Source organism: Reichenbachiella carrageenanivorans, assembly GCF_025639805.1.
GTDB classification, from domain to species: Bacteria; Bacteroidota; Bacteroidia; order Cytophagales; family Cyclobacteriaceae; genus Reichenbachiella; species Reichenbachiella carrageenanivorans.
On the sequence record NZ_CP106735.1, the window covers coordinates 3,525,406 to 3,543,568 of the forward strand.

Annotated in this window: 15 protein-coding genes; 7 read left to right on the top strand and 8 right to left on the bottom strand. The window is 41.5% G+C overall.

The window, feature by feature from the left end; all coding sequences use genetic code 11:
* Window positions 1-21 precede the first annotated feature (21 nt).
* Window positions 22-603, top strand: a complete 582-nt coding sequence (locus N7E81_RS14210; protein WP_263050257.1) for a DUF4202 domain-containing protein — start codon at window positions 22-24, stop codon at window positions 601-603.
* Between the two features lie 116 nt (window positions 604-719).
* Window positions 720-1,889 carry a mechanosensitive ion channel gene (locus N7E81_RS14215; protein ID WP_263050258.1) on the top strand — a complete coding sequence of 390 codons (1,170 nt, stop codon included), beginning with the start codon at window positions 720-722 and terminating at the stop codon, window positions 1,887-1,889.
* An 87-nt stretch (window positions 1,890-1,976) separates the two neighbouring features.
* Here the strand turns inward: N7E81_RS14215 and N7E81_RS14220 are convergent, their stop codons facing one another.
* The 4 genes from N7E81_RS14220 to N7E81_RS19335 form a co-directional block, all read right to left on the bottom strand.
* Window positions 1,977-4,100, bottom strand: coding sequence for a lamin tail domain-containing protein (locus N7E81_RS14220; protein WP_263050259.1), 2,124 nt, complete (start codon window positions 4,098-4,100; stop codon window positions 1,977-1,979).
* 96 nt (window positions 4,101-4,196) lie between these two features.
* On the bottom strand, window positions 4,197-5,273 hold the full coding sequence (locus tag N7E81_RS14225; RefSeq protein WP_263050260.1) for a phosphotransferase family protein: 1,077 nt from the start codon (window positions 5,271-5,273) through the stop codon (window positions 4,197-4,199).
* A gap of 10 nt (window positions 5,274-5,283) precedes the next feature.
* Window positions 5,284-5,859: an acyl-CoA dehydrogenase family protein gene (locus N7E81_RS19330; protein WP_317624049.1), complete on the bottom strand. Its 576-nt coding sequence runs from the start codon at window positions 5,857-5,859 to the stop codon at window positions 5,284-5,286.
* Window positions 5,781-6,494, bottom strand: coding sequence for an acyl-CoA dehydrogenase family protein (locus tag N7E81_RS19335; protein WP_317624050.1), 714 nt, complete (start codon window positions 6,492-6,494; stop codon window positions 5,781-5,783). Before N7E81_RS19335 ends, N7E81_RS19330 begins: the two co-directional genes overlap by 79 nt.
* A gap of 399 nt (window positions 6,495-6,893) precedes the next feature.
* On the opposite strand from N7E81_RS19335, the gene N7E81_RS14235 reads away from it, so the two are divergent.
* The 4 genes from N7E81_RS14235 (at window position 6,894) to N7E81_RS14250 (ending at window position 11,466) form a co-directional block, all read left to right on the top strand.
* On the top strand, window positions 6,894-7,709 hold the full coding sequence (locus tag N7E81_RS14235; RefSeq protein WP_263050261.1) for a 2,3,4,5-tetrahydropyridine-2,6-dicarboxylate N-succinyltransferase: 816 nt from the start codon (window positions 6,894-6,896) through the stop codon (window positions 7,707-7,709).
* A gap of 43 nt (window positions 7,710-7,752) precedes the next feature.
* The gene (locus N7E81_RS14240) at window positions 7,753-8,493 is read left to right on the top strand and encodes an alpha/beta hydrolase (RefSeq protein WP_263050262.1); all 741 of its coding nucleotides are present in this window, start codon (window positions 7,753-7,755) and stop codon (window positions 8,491-8,493) included.
* 722 nt (window positions 8,494-9,215) lie between these two features.
* A complete protein-coding gene (locus N7E81_RS14245; protein WP_263050263.1) occupies window positions 9,216-10,790 on the top strand; it encodes a PAS domain-containing protein in 1,575 nt (524 codons plus the stop codon).
* A gap of 16 nt (window positions 10,791-10,806) precedes the next feature.
* On the top strand, window positions 10,807-11,466 hold the full coding sequence (locus N7E81_RS14250) for a response regulator transcription factor (RefSeq protein ID WP_263050264.1): 660 nt from the start codon (window positions 10,807-10,809) through the stop codon (window positions 11,464-11,466).
* Here the strand turns inward: N7E81_RS14250 and xseB are convergent, their stop codons facing one another.
* The 4 genes from xseB to N7E81_RS14270 form a co-directional block, all read right to left on the bottom strand.
* Window positions 11,467-11,658: an exodeoxyribonuclease VII small subunit gene (gene xseB / locus N7E81_RS14255; RefSeq protein ID WP_263050265.1), complete on the bottom strand. Its 192-nt coding sequence runs from the start codon at window positions 11,656-11,658 to the stop codon at window positions 11,467-11,469.
* The gene (xseA, locus tag N7E81_RS14260; protein WP_263050266.1) at window positions 11,655-12,884 is read right to left on the bottom strand and encodes an exodeoxyribonuclease VII large subunit; all 1,230 of its coding nucleotides are present in this window, start codon (window positions 12,882-12,884) and stop codon (window positions 11,655-11,657) included. Before xseA ends, xseB begins: the two co-directional genes overlap by 4 nt.
* Before the next feature lie 148 nt (window positions 12,885-13,032).
* Window positions 13,033-13,746 (bottom strand): LytR/AlgR family response regulator transcription factor, encoded by a 714-nt coding sequence (locus tag N7E81_RS14265; protein WP_263050267.1) that lies wholly within the window; start codon window positions 13,744-13,746, stop codon window positions 13,033-13,035.
* Window positions 13,736-14,797, bottom strand: a complete 1,062-nt coding sequence (locus tag N7E81_RS14270; protein WP_263050268.1) for a sensor histidine kinase — start codon at window positions 14,795-14,797, stop codon at window positions 13,736-13,738. The genes N7E81_RS14265 and N7E81_RS14270 overlap by 11 nt, the downstream gene beginning before the upstream one ends.
* Window positions 14,798-15,097: 300 nt before the next feature.
* Here N7E81_RS14270 and N7E81_RS14275 point away from each other — a divergent pair, with 300 nt between their 5' ends.
* Window positions 15,098-18,157: a SusC/RagA family TonB-linked outer membrane protein gene (locus N7E81_RS14275; protein WP_263050269.1), complete on the top strand. Its 3,060-nt coding sequence runs from the start codon at window positions 15,098-15,100 to the stop codon at window positions 18,155-18,157.
* Window positions 18,158-18,163 lie beyond the last annotated feature (6 nt).

Genomic DNA, 18,163 nt, shown 5'->3' on the forward strand with positions numbered 1-18,163 from the left:
CGGTCTTATAAATGAACAAATATGATTGACAAGATAATAGCAGAAATAGATAGTATAAACAGTAAGGATCCTAATGAGGAGCAGTTTGAGGGCAAGGCATATCCAAAAGAATTGATCTATGGACAACGAATGACAGAGATGCTTGGCAAATATGACAATGCACCGTCTGTAGCCATGCAAATAGCTGCTCGTGGTCAGCACATTCAGCGATGGGCTATACCAAGGTCAGATTACCCTATGGATCGTGCAGGATACCTCAAGTGGCGTACCGATCTCAAACTATATCATGGAAAGCTCCTTTCGGAAATACTAGAGCAAGAAGGTGCTGATCAGGAACTTGTCGTAAAAGTGAATGATTTGGTCACTAAAAAACGGCTGAAAAATGATTTGGAGACTCAGCAACTTGAAGATGTGGTATGCTTAGTGTTTTTGAAATACTATTTCTCGGCTTTCGCTACTGAGCATGCAGACGACAAAGTAGTGGATATCGTGCAAAAGACTTGGGGCAAGATGACAGAGAAGGGACATGATTTGGCTCTACAGTTGAACTATGCAGAAAAGGATCTCATTTTGATCAAAAAAGCACTGAAAATTATTGAATAAATAGGAGATGTAATTTAACTATTCCAATAGGTCAAGGGCTGTATTCTTAGGATAATTGGTAGGCATGAGTTAACTTATTCGTCAGAATTTTTATAAATCTAAACGTATAAGAAGAAATGGTTTTTCCTGATTACTTACAAACCTTAATAAATTCAATCCATGATACGCTGCCAGGCGTACTCGGTGCACTCGTGGTTTTTGTGGTGGGCTGGCTCATTGCACTACTCATCAAAAGGGTAGTACATAGCCTCATGAAAAAAACGGACTGGGACGAACGGCTACTGGGCAATACCATCGTAGATACGAATAAGTTTTTGGCCAATTTTGCCTATTACATATTCATGGTGGTGATCCTGTTGATCGTACTAGAAATGCTGGGATTCAGCTATGTACTTGATCCTATTCGCAATATGCTCGATGAGTTTTTGAGCTTTGTTCCTAAAATAGTGGCAGCTGGTGCGGTCGTATTCATCGGATATATCTTAGCCAAATTTGTTTCTAATCTAGTGAAAATGGCTGGTAGTTTTTTAGATAGAATAGGAGAGCAGATTGGCTTTAAAGAAACTGAAAAATTGGTCTATTTCCTGCAACAGATTGTATTTATAGCTATTTTCATTCCAGCGATTATTCAAGGGTTGAACGCTTTGGAACTTGATGCCATCACTACACCAGCCAATAATATTTTGCACAAGCTTATGGATGCTGTACCGCACATCATAGGGGCAGGACTGATTATGGCAATCTTTTTTATAGGGGGCAAGTTTGTGGCGACTTTCGTCAATGATTTGCTTGTCAATGTGGGAGTAGATAAGCTCTCAAAACAGTTGCATTTATTTATCGTGTCAGATGATCAGTCGCTATCTAAAGTGCTCTCGAATGTGCTTCATTTTTTTATTGTCTTTTTTGGTGTCATCTCTGGTGTAGAGTTGCTCGGTATGGATCGCCTTACCGAAGTGATGCATAATATTCTAAACCTATCTGGTGATATCCTTTTTGGCTTAGTAGTCATGGTGTTGGGCAATTTTGTGGCTTCAGTAGTCTATGGTTCTATGAGCAAGAAAAAGGAGAACGAATTTGCTGCAGGTGTAGCTCGAGTAGCTATTATAGGTTTGTTTTTAGCTATTGCATTGCGTACCATGGGTATTGCCAATAGCATCATTGATTTGGCTTTTGGTCTTACGTTGGGGTCATTGGCAGTGACTGTGGCTTTAGCTTATGGTTTGGGTGGGCGAGAAGCCGCTGGTAAGCACATGGAGCAAATTTTGAAGAAATTCAGAAAGGAGTAACGGAATTTACTCAATTTTAGAAAAGACTGTTTCAAGAGTTATTCTACCTTTTTGGTTGGCTATAGACTTTTGAAACAGTCTTTTTTGTTACTTTTTAATTACTTTTTGAATTTGGTTATTGATCGAAATGTAATAAATGCCAGGTTGGAGAGCCAATAGACGTTGTTTGGCTTCGGGCCAATCCACCAGCCCTTCAAAGGTTTTGGTCTGACTGGTGTGAATGGAGAATCGCAGTGGTTCGTTTTGAAAAGCTTGTGAATAGTACACTTGTTGTGCTATTGGGTTTGGATACAGCTGTTGGCTATATAGATCCTTATTTTTGATGTAAATCACTTCAGACCATGTTTTTGTGCCATCAAAATCTACTTGCCTGAGTCGGTAATAACGAGATTGCTCAAACGTATGGTCTTGATAGCTATACTTGCTAGTAGAGCTTTTGGTGCCTTGTCCTATCACAAAATCCAAATCATAGAATTCGACCCCGTCTCGTGATGCTTCAATATAAAACCCTTCGTTGTTGAGTTCTGAGCCCGTTTGCCATTGTAGGTGTGTAAATGACGATATGAAATACCCCTCCCAAGAGATCAAAGTAACGGGAAGAGATATGATATAGTCTCCGTCCAACGGGCTGCCTGTGTCGCCTTGAGTGGAGCTATAAGCTTTATTGTCGGTAGTGAAATTGTTGCCTTCATAGCCAAGGGTAGCACCTAGATTGTCATTGCCATTCCTGACGATGCCGGGTAGTGCCATGCTACCATATGATCGGGTGTCCATAGATTCACTATAGTCTAGGTAGGTAGCTATACCTTCAGTGTCGTCATCATTGTATGCTACACTCCATACGGCAGTACCCGTATTATTGCTTAGTATGATTTGGTCGGAGGTGTTGCCTAAGGAAAAATTGGGAATATCTATGACCTGAGCATTTAGAGTGCCTCCTAGCCATTCTGTTTCAAATAAAGCCTTGTTGTTAGCTAAGATAAGAAAGCTATTGGCTGGGATAATCAAACTGCTGTTAGCGATTGTAATGTTGTCTACGCCTTCATCAGATAAAGTCCACCCGTTTAGATCTACAGAAGTTTCTCCAAAATTGAATATTTCGATCCATTCGGCTGTAGGCTCACTTCCGAATGGGTTGTTTATAAATTCTGTGATGGCAATACTTTCGATACTAGCTTCTACTTGAATCATCGTTGGGCTTGCTTGTAGATTGGGGGAGCCTTCGTCATCTTCAGCAATCACATATACATCGTATGTGAGTCCATCGACTAGTCCAGGCACGTTGGAGGAAGCATCTGTGTTGGCTGTAGGTACAGACATAGAACCTGAGATACCTGCGGAGGCACCAGAGGCGTCATTCCCTGTTTTTACCTGCTCATTGCTAGGTGTAGGGGCACCAGTAGGCAATACGACATAGTAGGCTGTACCAGGTTCGTCGAGCTGAACGACCAAGTCAAAATTGTCAGTAGTAATATTTCTAGCTATAGGAAAATTAGTGATAAATCGCGGTGCAGTGACTTCGTCCAAATGTACGGTTATTGAAATGTTGCTTATAGCAAATTCGTCCCTACTACCAGCCCCGCTTACGTCTGATCCTCCCCAACTGAAGTAATAATTGGATGAATTGGCGATTTGTAAAGCAGTTAGTGTAGTTGATCTATTAGTCGTTTGCCAAGCAGGAATAGCGTCAGCAGCTTCTTCACTGATATAATCTAATGCAGTGACTTGTGTGTAGGAGGCATCATCTGCACTATGTGCAAATACCAAGGAGTTGGCTCGGCCTTGATCATTGTAGATATGGAGGTCGTAGGCTATTTCAATTTCTTGAATAGTAGCCCCCGCGTTATTGGTTGTTTGCAAATGAAAGAAGCCTGGGGTGAAGTCTGATCCTCCTGGTTGCACGCCTAATGCTTTGTTTCCTCCTCCTACATCAAATATGTAAACACCTCCTGTACCGACTCCTCCGCTGCTAGTGCCTCTTGTATAGTCTCCTGTAATATACTCACCTCCAAAGGTAGTGTTCCCATCACTCATGCCAGTAATTTTCCATTCATTGCTATTGAGTTGACCCGCTGATGGAGTGGCAGAAAATCCTGAACCATCTGTACCTGTAAAGCCTATGTTGTTGGTGCCATCAGAAAGAAGAAGTCCTTGTCCGAACAGAGGTATTGATTTCAAGAAAATCAAAATGAGTAGTGAAGAGTATTTCATTTGGATGTTTTTTAAAAACTTTTCTTTAAAGGTGTTGAATTGATACAAAAGCAATGAGAATACTCGCTGAACGAACCAAACTTCTCTGTCAATGTCTTAGTAATTAGAAATTTTACCTGTGTTTAAAGCCTTTTGTCCATTAGCTGCGCAGGCATTTACCACACTGATGAGTCCAGCAAACCTTGGGTCTTTGGTGAGGCCTTGCTTATATCGGGCATAGATTTGTTGGCAAATGACTCCTAGTTTGAAACAAGCAAACACATAGTAGAAAAGTATGTTTGTAGTATCTATTCCAGTTTTCTCTGTATACCGCTCGATAACTTCATTTCTATTGAGATTGCCTGGCACCCAGGTGAGATTGAAAGTTTTGAGGGCAGGAGGGTCGAGTAGTTCTACCCAGTAGGCCAGTGTGGTGCCTAGATCCATTAGTGGATCGCCAATAGTAGCCATTTCCCAATCCAGCACGGCTAATATATCTGAGTAGTTGTCGAGCGAGAGTACGAGGTTGTCATACTTATAATCGTTGTGCAAAAGAGAGACGTTTTTGCTTTCTGGGATGTGCTGTAGTAGCCAGTTGCTGAGCGCTTCCATGCTTGCTAGTTGATCCGTTTTCGATTGGTTGTACCGATCGATCCATCCTTCTACTTGGCGTTTGGCATAGCCTGTTGGTTTGCCTAATTCCCACAGGTTATTTTTGTCTAAATCCAATTGATGTAAATCACATAATATATCTACTGCATGGCTGCTGATGGTGTGCATCAACTCACTAGTCATGGGCATGTTTTTTGGGGGCGCATTTCTGAGTATGATACCACGAACCCGTTCCATGATGAAAAATTCATCACCAATGATTTCCTTATTTGCACAGTGCAAAACTGGACGGGGCGAGTATGGACATACAGGGTTGATCTTGGTTAGCAGATCATATTCTCGCTTCATGTCGTGTCCGCCTTTTACATTGGCGCCTACGGGTGGTTTGCGTAATACGAATTCTTGAGCGCCACTTTTGATTAAATAAGTTAAGTTAGAAAAGCCACTGGGAAATTGTTCAATGCTAACACCTTCCTCAAATTCAGGCCATTTTATTAGGTATTCGTTGAGTCGTTTGATGTCAAGCCCTTCTCCTGGTCGAATCATACCTGACCGATCCATTAACATATTTTTCTCTCTCATACTCATAGGGTTATGATTTAGAAGGGTAGTATTGCTTCAAAACAGCTTTGGCTACTACGGTTTTGTGTACTTCGTCTGGGCCATCGTATATCCTCGCACCGCGTTCGTGTCTGTACCACCACGATAGGATGAGGTTGTCAGTCATGCCTAAGGCACCATGTACCTGTATGGCTTTGTCCAGTACTTGTTGCAAAACATGGGCTACATAGAATTTGATGGAAGAAATTTCTTGTTTGGCTGCTTTACTGCCTTCATTTTCAATTTTGTAGGCGGTGTGTAGTACAAGCAATCTTGCAGCGTCTATTTCAGTTCTGCACTCGGCGATCCAGTACTGTATGGTTTGCTTGTCAGCCAATACTTCCGTACTCGATACCTGTCTAGCTACCGCTCGACTGCACATCAGATCAAGTGCACGCTCACAGATGCCAATCCAGCGCATGCAGTGGTGTATGCGTCCAGGGCCTAGTCGCTGTTGGGCCAGCATAAAGCCTTGGCCTTCCAGATGAATCAAGTGGGAGGCAGGAACTTTGCAATTGGTATATCTAATTTCGGCATGACTCGCATAACCTGCGCCTGCTTCACCCATGATGGAAATGTTGCGGACGAGTTCGAAGCCTGGCGTGTCTGTGGGACTACGATCATGCTGGCTCTTTCGTAGGGGCTGGTGGCTTCAGGATTGGTGATAGCCATTACTATGGCAAAGGCTGCGCCGTCGGCCGAAGAGGTAAACCACTTGTGTCCATTGATGATGTAATACTCACTTTCTTTTATGGCTGTAGTACTCAAGTATTTTGGGTTTGATCCTGCATGTTCGGGCTCGGTCATGGAGAAGCAGCTTCTAATTTCTCCATGTTGTAGTGGAGTGAGAAACTGGGCTTTGATGTCAGGCGAAGCGTAGCCATGTAGTAGTTCCATGTTGCCGATGTCTGGTGCTTGGCAGTTGAATGCGTAGTGCCCAAATGGGGTAGTGCCCATCACTTCGCTGAGCTGTGCAAACTCGATCAGGTTGAGACTGAGACCTCCAGATTCTTTTGGTAGATGCGGGGCCCAGAGCCCTGCATCTTTGGATTTTTGTCTGAGTCTGGCTAGTAACTTTTCATGTGCGGATCGGTCTGTTGTATCGAGAAGTTGGAGCTCAATAGGTATGATTTCTTTTGCAATGAAGGCTCTGTATTTAGGAAGTAATTCTTTTACTTGTGGGGTGGTAAATAGCTCTATCATAGTGGCATATAGATATGAAGTCAAGTTAACTAAACCAAGGGATTAAATAAAACTTGTGATAGGGTGTTTCCCTAAGGCGGAAGGTTGATTAAAGGGAATAAAAGTACTTTCTGTATTTGCGCACACGCACCAAATATTATTTGGCTTAGCATCTTAAATCATTATAAATCAACAAATTGTATTTGTTTCATTAAAGCAATTTTTAAGTAAAATACAGGGAACTTTAAAATCAGATTTTTAAGAATGACCTACTGTTTATTTGTTAATTAATTAACATAACGCTAAGGCTTCGTGAAAATGAAAGTGAGGGATCTGTTTTTCATACTTCTAATTGTCACTAGCTTTGCATCATTAAAAAATTCAGATACCTCTAGAAGTTTATAAAAACAGAAATAAGAAATGGAAGACATCAAAAAAATCATAGAAGCAACCTGGGAAGACAGATCAAAACTTCAAGATTCAGAAGTAATTAAAACCATCGAGTTTGTACTTGAGGAATTGGACAAAGGACGTCTGAGATGTGCTGAACCTACAGCCGATGGATGGCAGGTAAATGACTGGGTGAAGAAAGCTGTGATCTTGTATTTTCCAATTCGTAAAATGGAAAAAATAGAAGTCGGACCTTTTGAGTATCACGACAAGATGGCACTCAAAACTGACTATGATAAATTAGGTGTTCGCGTAGTACCTAATGCTGTAGCCCGATACGGAGCGTATATCTCTAGTGGTACTATTTTGATGCCATCTTATGTCAACATTGGGGCCTATGTAGATGAAGGAACTATGGTGGATACTTGGGCTACAGTAGGTAGTTGTGCGCAAATCGGTAAAGGTGTTCACTTGAGTGGTGGAGTAGGGATCGGTGGAGTGCTGGAGCCAGTACAAGCAGCGCCAGTGATCGTGGAAGACAATGCTTTCATCGGATCTAGATGTATCATCGTAGAAGGTGTACGCATCGGAAAAGAAGCTGTGCTAGGGGCTAATGTAACCTTGACGGCAAGTTCTAAAATCATAGACGTGACAGGTGATGAGCCAGTAGAATACAAAGGTTATGTGCCAGAGCGTTCTGTGGTGATCCCTGGATCTTATGCTAAAAAATTCCCTGCTGGTGAGTTTAATGTGCCGTGTGCTATTATCATTGGTAAAAGAAAAGAAAGTACAGATAAAAAGACGTCGCTCAACGATGCGCTAAGAGAAAATAGCGTGGCGGTATAAGTTACATTCGTTAGATTGAGTGTCTGAATAGAAACTAGATCTTATGAAATATTTAATCCTGATATTCTTCTTGTGTTTTGGTTTGAATGTCTTGGCCAAAGAGACCATCAAAATCAAGGCTGCAGATGGAGTAGAGGTTACCGTGGAATTGTATATGGTACATCCAGACACGGTGCCTATGATCATCTTGTACCATCAAGCAGGATGGAGCCGAGGAGAATATCAGGAAATCGCCCCTATTCTCAACCAATGGGGGTTCAACTGCATGGCAGTGGATCAGCGATCGGGTAATATGGTAAATAATGTGCAGAACAAGACCTTTGTGAGTGCACGACAGCTCATGAAAGAGACCAAATACGTTGATGCTCTACCCGATATGCAAGCGGCTATCAACCATGCTAAGATGTATTTGGCAAAAGGTCAAATGATCATTTGGGGGAGCTCATACTCAGCAGCATTAGTGCTCAAAATAGCAGGCGATCGCTCGTCAGATATCGATGGAGTAGTGGCTTTTTCTCCAGGAGAGTATTTTCAGTCTATGGGCAAGTCAAGTGACTATATCACATCGAGTGCGCAAAACATCCAATGCCCATCATTTATTACCTCTTCGCGTAGCGAAAAAAACAGTTGGTGGGGCATACACGAAGCCATACCTACAGAAACTAAATTTTACTACTTGCCAGAAACCTCTGGTAATCATGGTTCTCGAGCCCTTTGGAGCAAATTTTCTGATAACGAAGGCTATTGGAATGCGGTAGGGGTCTTCCTTGAGCAATACCTATAATTCACGACTACTTGTTGGTATCCACTCTTATACTCTTTAGCAATGAACAGTATTTGGTAAGTCTCGTTTTGAAGAAATAAAGAGTGAGAAGAGCTACTGGGATAACCCCCGAAGCGAAGGCAGGATAGGTTTTATGGCTATCACACACAGGTAGTACCTAGTACTAGACGCACCACACTGTCAAATTTCCTTACGTTTCTCATAAGTTTAGATTAATTGGTTATCAATAGATAATCAAAACCTAGCATTATATTTCAAGTCATGGGCTTTCGGTAGGCTTTTTACCTATTTCATTTATTAGGTGTTTCACTATTACACAGGAGGAGGCTTTGCGCCAACTTTGTATTGTTCAGTTAAGGAAAGCATTACACAACATTAATGAACAGGTTGGTTTTTGGAAGTAAACTGAGGGCTAAGTGGATAAGGCAGCAGGAAAGTAGCTCTCAGTTTTATTAAACCATCAAAGAAAATAGAGCCAGCAGGTTATTGTGAGAAAAATTAGGTTGGTTTTTGGAAGTAAAACAAGGGCAATTGTGAAGTTGGTAGAAGTAAAGAGCCCTTGTTTTTTTATCAACCAAAGAAATTACCATAAGGTCTAATCAGCTATAGGATCAAAGTAATGGCACCAAAGACACATTTGTCTTTGGTGCTTTTTTCGTTTATAGCCTTTATTTTCTTGCAAATTCTTATCTATTTCCAAATCCATTGCCTGATATTTGAATATGACCAAGACCTCAGATGAAGTACTGGAGGGCGTACTGCTTGCCATCAATGAGCTTATAGCAAATCATAATTTTGCAGAGGCCTTAGATAATTCAGTTCGTATGCTAGGCGAGCTATTCGATAGTGATTGCTTGCTTTCAAAAATCACCCGTGAAAATGATCATTGGCTGAGTTCAGTAGAGCACTATTGGATGAAAATCCCTAATAAAATTCGTATTGAGCAAAACCAAAATTTACTGATTAGCAGTTTTGGAGATATCAACCATACGTTAGGTCAGGGTCAGATTTTCTGTGTGACTTATAGTGAGGCCAAGGGGAAATTGAGATCTCATTTGGAAAAAACGGGAGGTAAGTCCGTCGTTTTGGTTCCTATCATGCGTAATGACACCCTGTGGGGGACACTCGCATTGGCGGATTTGGATTATGAGAGGCAATGGTCAAATAGTATTCAATGTACTTTGCGTTCATTGGCTACAGCGATCAGCGCCACATTGCTGAACAAGCAGCAGAAGACCAATTTGAAATCTGAAATCAAAAAGCGAAATGAAGCCTTGCTCAATCAGAATGCTCGATATCTGTCGCTGATAGAAAATGTGCCTGGTATTATTTTTCGATGCAAAAATGACCAGCACTGGTCTATGGAGTTTATAAGTGCCTATGTCTATACCGTGACGGGGTATCAGCCCACAGACTTTTTAGATCATGCACATGGTATTCATTTCAATGATATCATCTATGCGTCTGACAAACAATTTGCTAAGGAGGAAGTGGAATCTCAATTGCTCAAAGGAATACACTACCGGGTCACTTATAGAATACAAACCAAAGACGGAGTTATACGCTGGCTCTGGGAGCAAGGGGTACAAGTATTGGATAGAGGGGACGAATACCTTGAAGGATGCATCGTAGACATATCTGATCGGGTAAATGGCCATGAGAAAATACTAGCCGCTACGCTGGAGGCTGAAGACCGCGAACGCAGTCGTATCTCTAGAAACATACATGACAATTTGCAGCAGTTGCTAATCACGGCACATATGAATATTGCTTACCTCAAAAAGAGACAGGTAGATTTTACCGAGAAGGAAAAAAGAAAATATGAGATCGCCAATGACTATTTGCAAAAAGCAATAGCAGAATCTCGCTCTCTTTCACACAAGCTTATGCCTAAGGCTATAGAGGATTATGGTTTTGAAGCAGCTGTAGAAGGACTGATTGAGAATATCGACGATGTGGTAGATACCAAGTTCGAATTTTATAACAACCTCAAAGGAGAGCACTTGGATGCTAAAATGGAACTGTGCTTGTTTAGAATCACACAAGAAGCCATTAGCAATGTGATTAAATTTGCTCAGGCCAAACGCTGTACGATCCAGCTCCTTCGACACAAAACATCTATTATGCTCATGGTAGAAGATGATGGCGTGGGGTTTGATAAATCTCAACTGATACTTAATGGTGATTCTTTTGGAATCAATAGCATGAAAAATAGATCCTCATCTATAGGCGGACAGTTTTTTATTGACACGCAAGTAGGCAAGGGCACCCAACTTATCGTAGAAATACCTAATTAAAAACTCAAAACTTAAAATGACCACACCAATCAACATTTTATTAGTCGATGATCATAAAATGATCCGAGAAGGGATCAAATCTTTCTTGGAAGATCATCCGACCTATGTAATAAGCGCAGAGGCTCAAGATGGCAAAGAGGCCATAGCCAAGTACGACAAAAGGCAAATCGATTTGGTGATAACGGATATACTCATGCCCGAAATGGACGGGATAGCGCTGACTACAGAATTAGTTAGGCTGAATCCAGAAGTGAAAATCATTGCACTTACTATGCTCAATGAAAATCACCACATCAAACAAATGCTAAAGGCTGGAGTGTACGGGTATTTGCTGAAAAACTGTAGTGAAGAGGAGTTGATTCATGCCATAGGTAGTGTAGTTGATGGCAATAAGTATTATTCGAAAGAGGTTACGGATATCATCATGAATGATTTGTCGAAAGACAAGAAACCCAAACAGCGACTCTCTGTAGAGATACCACTGACTCCACGTGAATTGGAGATTTTGCACTTGATTTGCAAAGAATATAGCAATCAGGAGATATCAGATGCACTTTTTATAGGCATGCGTACAGTAGATGCACACAAGCGAAACCTACTAGAAAAGACCGGTTGTAAAAATGTGGCTGGCCTTGTAGTCTACGCACTAGAAAGAGCACTCTTCGATGATTTGTAATTAAGCCTCGGCTACTGTGCTTAGGTCTTTTTCTATGCCTCGGAGTCGATCTTGACAATGCTTTACCAATTCGTTGGCACGTTTGACTAGTTCGGTGATTTGATCAACATCTATTTCTTCGGATTCTAGTTGTTCGCAGATGTTTTGCAGTTCGTCGTAGGCTGCTTGATACGATAATTTTTTCTTACTCATTGGATTTTGTGGATAGTACTGATGATGGTCTTCGAAGCGGTTTGTGTTTCTAGCTCATCACCAGCTTTTATTTTTTGATTTTTTAATGCTTTTCCATTCAGTCTCGTAATAGAGTAGCCCTTTTTTAGCAAATTGATGGGATCGTAGGCATCCACCAAGTGGCGTGTATGGTCGAGATTGGATTGTTGCTTTTTCAATACTGCTAATGGCTTGTGCTGTATCAGGTCTGCATATCGTTCTAGTTGATAGGCATTTTTTTGTAGGTTTTGTTTAGCGCTCATTTTCCATCTGAAATTCAATTCTTGGATTGCTTCTTTCTGATCGTGCAAAAATGCTTGGGTGAGTTTGCTAATGGATTTTTGCAGGCTGTTGATTGCTGATTCGAAATTCATCATTCGGGAAAGGAGAAATTCAGCCACAGATGTTGGTGTTTTGAGACGAGTATGAGCCACCAGGTCTGCAATGGCCTGATCGCGCTCATGGCCAATACCTGTGATCACAGGTAGCGGAAACTGCGCCAAATGGGCACAGAGTTCATAGTCATCGAAACAGTCCAAGTCCATTTTCGATCCACCACCACGGATCACTATCACAGCATCATAGTCGATGTCTGCGGAGTGGATTTGGTGCAGGGCATGGATCATCGATGGTGGCGCTGCATCACCTTGCATCGTGGCAGGGTATAGGTCGAGTTGTGACTGGTAGCCATAAGGATTGTTTTGAAATTGATTCATGAAATCCTCATAGCCTGCGGCGGTTTCCGAACTGATGATGGCTATTCGCTGAATGACTGTAGGCAATTCTAGACCTTGGTTCATGTCCATGATGCCTTCAGCTTCTAGCTGTTGGATGGTTTCCTGCTTCTTGCGCTCACGTTCGCCAATGGTGAAGTTTACATCTATGTCACGGATATTGAGGCTCAGTCCATAGACTTCATGAAATTCTAGAGAAGCATTGAGTAGCACTTTCATGCCTTGCTTTAGTTCTGTGCCTGTCTGCGATACAAACCACGGGTGGATTTCGCGGTACACATTTGCCCAGATGGTGCCTCTGGCCTTGGCTTTTACATAGTTGTTGTCCTTCTCTACCAGTTCAAGATAGCAGTGACCGTTGCCATGTAGGTTGAGCTGGCCAATTTCTGCTACGATCCAGTAGGATCTTTCGAGCTGATCAGCCAAGACCTCTTTGACGAGTGTATTGAATTCTAAAAGGGAATATTGATTCACAGGGTAAAGCTCAAGTGACAAAGTTCAAATTCCAAATTCCCAGTCTCTATTTTCAAAAATCAGTTAGTAATTTACCAATTCAACGATGCCATTAGAGGTTGAAGTTTGCTCTTTGAAGTAGGCATTTGTACCCTGTATTTGCAATTATTTACTCTGTGCCTAGCAAAAGATTTTTGATGTCTTTTTGATAGTTTCTACCAATAGGAAGAAGCTTGTCTGCGATTTCTACCTGATTACCATCGATAGCTTTAACCTTGTTGATCGCGATAATGTATGAGCGATGAATCCTTACAAAATCGTTGGCAGGCAAGAGCTCAGTGATACCTACTAGGTTGTTGTGATTGATCAAACTCTCATCGTAAGTTTTGATGCGTACATAGTCCTTGAGACTTTCGATATAGAGGATGTCGTCCAAATAGACTTTGATCATCTTCTTATCTATTTTGAAAAACACATGTGCTTTTTCATTGTCCTCAGACCCATTCGATTCGTTGGATTCTTTTTCCGCATGGCGTTGCTCTATGCGGTTGATAGTTTTCATAAACCGCTGGAGCGAAAATGGTTTGACCAAGTAGTCGATTACATCCAGTTCAAAACTTTCTACGGCATATTCTCTATAAGCTGTGGTGATTACTACAGCAGGAGGGTTTTGTAAACTTCGAAGAAAGTCTAGCCCAGAGATGGTAGGCATATTGATGTCCAAAAAAATCACATCCACCTCGTGGTTGGATAGGAAGTTGAAGCCCTCTACGGCATCCTTGCAGGTGCCTGCCACTTCAAAGTTTTTGAAATTGACCAAGAAGTTCTTGATCACATTAATGGCTAGTGGTTCGTCGTCAATGATCAAACAATTAATTTTCATCCAATGGTATATTTAAATAAGTTCTGTATTTCTCTTCGCCTTCGATGAGCTCTAGTTCATAATCATGATTGTAAATCAATTTAAGTCTTCTTTTGGTATTTTCTAGACCGACCCCATGATTATAGGTTTGTAGACCATTGTCGGCAATGGGGCCAGGAGACTTGTTATTTTCGGTTACGAAATGCAACCGACCCGCTTTCACACTCAAGGAGATCAGAATAGGAATGTCTTGCCCTATAAGTCTTGTGCCGTGTTTGAAACTATTTTCTATAAATGGCAACAGCAGGACAGGAGGAATGAGCTTGCCTTCTATATCTCCAGAAATTTCTAAATCTACATTGAGTCGCTCACCGTAGCGGAGCATTTCTAAATCTAGATAGTTTTGAATGTGTTTGATCTCTTTTACTAATGGTACTTTTTTTTGTTTGGCATCGTAGATCACGTAGCTCATCAGCTCGGATAGTTTCAATACCGTATAGGGTGCTTTGTTGGATTTGTCCAGTGTTAGCGAATACAGGTTGTTGAGTGTATTGAAAAAGAAGTGCGGTTGTATCTGTGACTTGAGGAAAGCCAATTCTGTTTCTAAATTCACTTTTTGCAGTTCAGTAGTCTTGCTTTTGTACTGTATCCAGTCTGCGGTCATTTTGATTGCCGTGCCTATAGCCACCACATAGATCTCTCCGATAAAGGAAGCAGAGACATATTTGAAATGGAATAATGAAAGGTCTTCAAAACCAGATTCTTTATACACATCGGTAGTCACGAAATAATAAGTCAACACAATACGAATGAGCGTGATCGCCAAAGTAGATACAAACAGTATAATGGCATACCAAGCTATCCTTTTAGGAATGAGGTGGGGCATCAGGTAGTATATATTGAAATATACAAGTACGATGTGTAGTGGGAATTCTACCAGATTGGATTGAAATGAATAATGATAATCATCAAAGTAAGATCCCCATCTTATCCAATTGAATGTGAAGTAAATAATCCAAAAAAGGAAGTGATATACAATAGGGTGCTTTGCAAAGCTTCTGTCTGCTTGCATAGAAGTGTCTTCGGGTTGAAAAAAAGAATAATTTGAAGATAGCAAAACTTTGTCTTAGTTGTTCTTGTAATCTTATCTCTATTCTGTCGAAATTTGCATGACAAGACCTATCTATTCGCTGGCTAGTGCATATTAGCCGCTCAACGACCAAATCTTACTGTTAACAGGCATAACCTACTTCCTAACTTCATTCAAAGGCAAAATGATGCCATTCAGCTATTTATTTTTAATAAGGCTGAAATAATAGTCAAAATTAAGGATGCTAAAATCTATTAATAATGACTATCTAAAATTAAGTCTATGAAGAAGAGAATACTTTTATTAAGTTTTGTCATGGGTATGGTGCTGTTTGCACAAGCCCAAACCCGGACCTTGACTGGTACAGTCACAGGGGCAGACGATGGCGTTGCTTTGCCGGGTGTAAACGTGTCAGTAAAAGGGACCAGCACAGGTACAATTACTGATATCGATGGTAACTATAAGTTGGATGTATCAGACGAAAGCGTTTTGATGTATTCTTATATAGGATATACTACGCAGGAAGTTCCTGTAGGTGTGCGAACCACAGTCGACATCATATTAGCAGTAGATGCAGAAGAGCTAGACGAAGTGGTAGTAACAGCTTTGGGTATTGAAAGAGAAGAAAGATCGCTTTCGTACGCAGCTGCCCAAGTGGACGGAGACGAGCTAGCATTAGCTAGAGAATCCAACATCATGAATAACCTTTCTGGAAAAGTAGCTGGTGTGAATGTGTCTCCATCTGGATCTGGTATGGGTGGTTCTACCAAAATCACGATTAGAGGTAATAGCTTCCTTTCGGGATCTAACCAGCCTTTGATTGTGGTAGACGGTGTGCCTATCGACAACATGGGAGGAGCTACTGATGACACTTGGGGAAACAGACAAATCGATTATGGTAATGGATTGAACGACATCAATATGGATGATGTAGACAATATTTCTGTATTGAAAGGTCCTGCTGCTTCTGCACTATATGGTTCTAGAGCAGGCAATGGTGTCATCATGATTACGACTAAGAAAGCCAAGAGCGGTACGAGCGGGTTTAGCTACAACTCTAATACTGTAGTGGAAATTCCAAGAGCTTACCTAGAGATGCAAAATAAGTATGGACAAGGTATAGAAGGTACTTTCGATCCTAATGCTGGAGGTAGCTGGGGACCTGAGATGAAAGGCCAGTCTGTGACAGATTGGACAGGGGAGACTAAGTCTTTGGAAGCTCGCGACAACGACATCAGAGATTTCCTACAAAAGGGACTATCAACTACCAACACCATCGAGATGTTCTCTTCGGATGAAGTAAAAGACGTTCGTGCTTCTGTAGGATACAACTACACTAAAGGGGTATTGCCGACTAGCGATATCAAAAAAATTACTGCAGCTCTGAAAGCAGGTACTAAGTTGGGCAAATCGTTTTCTACTGAATTCAGTGTAAACTATGCCAACACGAGAGCCAACAATAGAATCAAGTTGACCAGAGACCCTGACAACCCATACTACGCATATACCATTATGCCAAGAAGTGTGAGTTACACAGATTTGGAAAACAATGTGAGAGATGAGGATACTTATGAGCCACTACGCTGGACAAACAACGGTGGAGTGATGCTCAATCCTTACTTTACTACACAATACAACACAAATGAAGACACTAGAAATCGAGTGATGGGCTATGGTAAAGTAGCTTATGAAGCAGGTGATGTATTCAAGTTTCATGTGAGATACGGTGTAGATCACTATGATTTCAGACAAAGAGATCAATTGGGTACAGGCGTACCATACTGGTTTTCTTCTGGAGATGTGAGACAGACGATGACAAGCTCTACGGAGACTAACTTGGAATTGCTCGGTCAGTTCAACCCTTTCGAATTGGGAGGAGGATTGAAAGTAGGTGTGACGGCTGGTGCCAATTTCATGGCTGCCAATAGCTATGCACAGACTGGTCAGGCACAAGGTCTGGTCGTGCCAGATTTTTACTCGATCAACAACTCTGCTGACAAAGATGCCTCTGAGTATATCTACAGAAGAAGAACTAACTCAGTATTTGGAATGGCTCAATTGTCGTTTAGAGAATATCTATTCTTGGATTTTACTGCTAGAAACGACTGGTCGTCTACTTTGAGCCCAGACAACAGATCATACTTCTACCCATCTGTAGGATTGAGCTGGGTGATTTCTGATACTTTCGATGGTATGCCTTCATGGTTGAGCTATGCTAAAGTAAGAGGGTCTTATGCAGAAGTAGGTAAGGATGCAGAGCCATATAGTTTGTATCTAACTAACACCATTACTAATGCAGGTGCTTTGCAGCCAGACATCAAACCAAATGAAAACATTCAGCCTGAGCGTTTAAAGTCAACTGAATTCGGTGTGGATTTGAACTTCTTCCACAACAGATTCACTTTGGGATATACTTTCTATAAAAACAACGCTGAAAATCAAATCATTCCTTTGCCAGTCAATGCGGCTACAGGGTTTACACACGAGTTGATCAACGCAGGTAACATCGAAAACAAAGGGCATGAAGTGACTTTGGGAGTAGGTATTATCAATACAGGTGCATTCAAGTTTGATGTAGGTCTAAACTGGGCCAGAAACAGAAACAAAATCATCGAACTAGCTGATGGGGTAGATTCATACCTACTAGGTAGTGGAGAAGAAGGGTCTCGTTTGGTTCAAGTAGTAGCTGAAGAAGGTGGCTCGTTTGGAGATATCTATGGGTATACTTATATGACTGACGATCAGGGCAATATGATCCTTGATGGTAGTGGTAGATTTCAGAGAAGCAATGAAAGAGAATACCTGGGCAATTTCAACCCAGATTGGAATGCAGGTATCACAGGCGCATTGAGCTACGGTACTGCCAGCATGGGTAGAGTTTCTTTTACCGTATTGTTTGATTACATGAAAGGTGGCGACATCTATTCTTATACCAATGCCCAAGCTGCAGCTTTTGGAACCAGCGCCATTACTGCTGAAAATAACAGAGCAGATTATGCGATCGCTGGTGTAGATGTAGATGGTAATCCTGTTTCTAGCACATTGAGTGCTCAGCAGTACTGGGGAGCTATGTCAGCCATCGATTCTGAGTGGATGTTCGACAAGAGTGAAATCAATTTGAGAGAACTTACTTTAGGCTACAGCCTGCCGTCATCCATCTTTGGAAACTCTGGCATTCGTGGAGCTACATTGAGTATAGTAGGTAGAAACTTAGCCACCTTCGGTAGCGAACTGAATGGGGTTCCTCCATATGCCTATACTACATCAAGCCAGCAAGGCGCAGAAGCTTATACTGCTCCTAGAACGGCAACTATCGGTTTCAACCTAAAAGTTCAATTCTAAATTTCT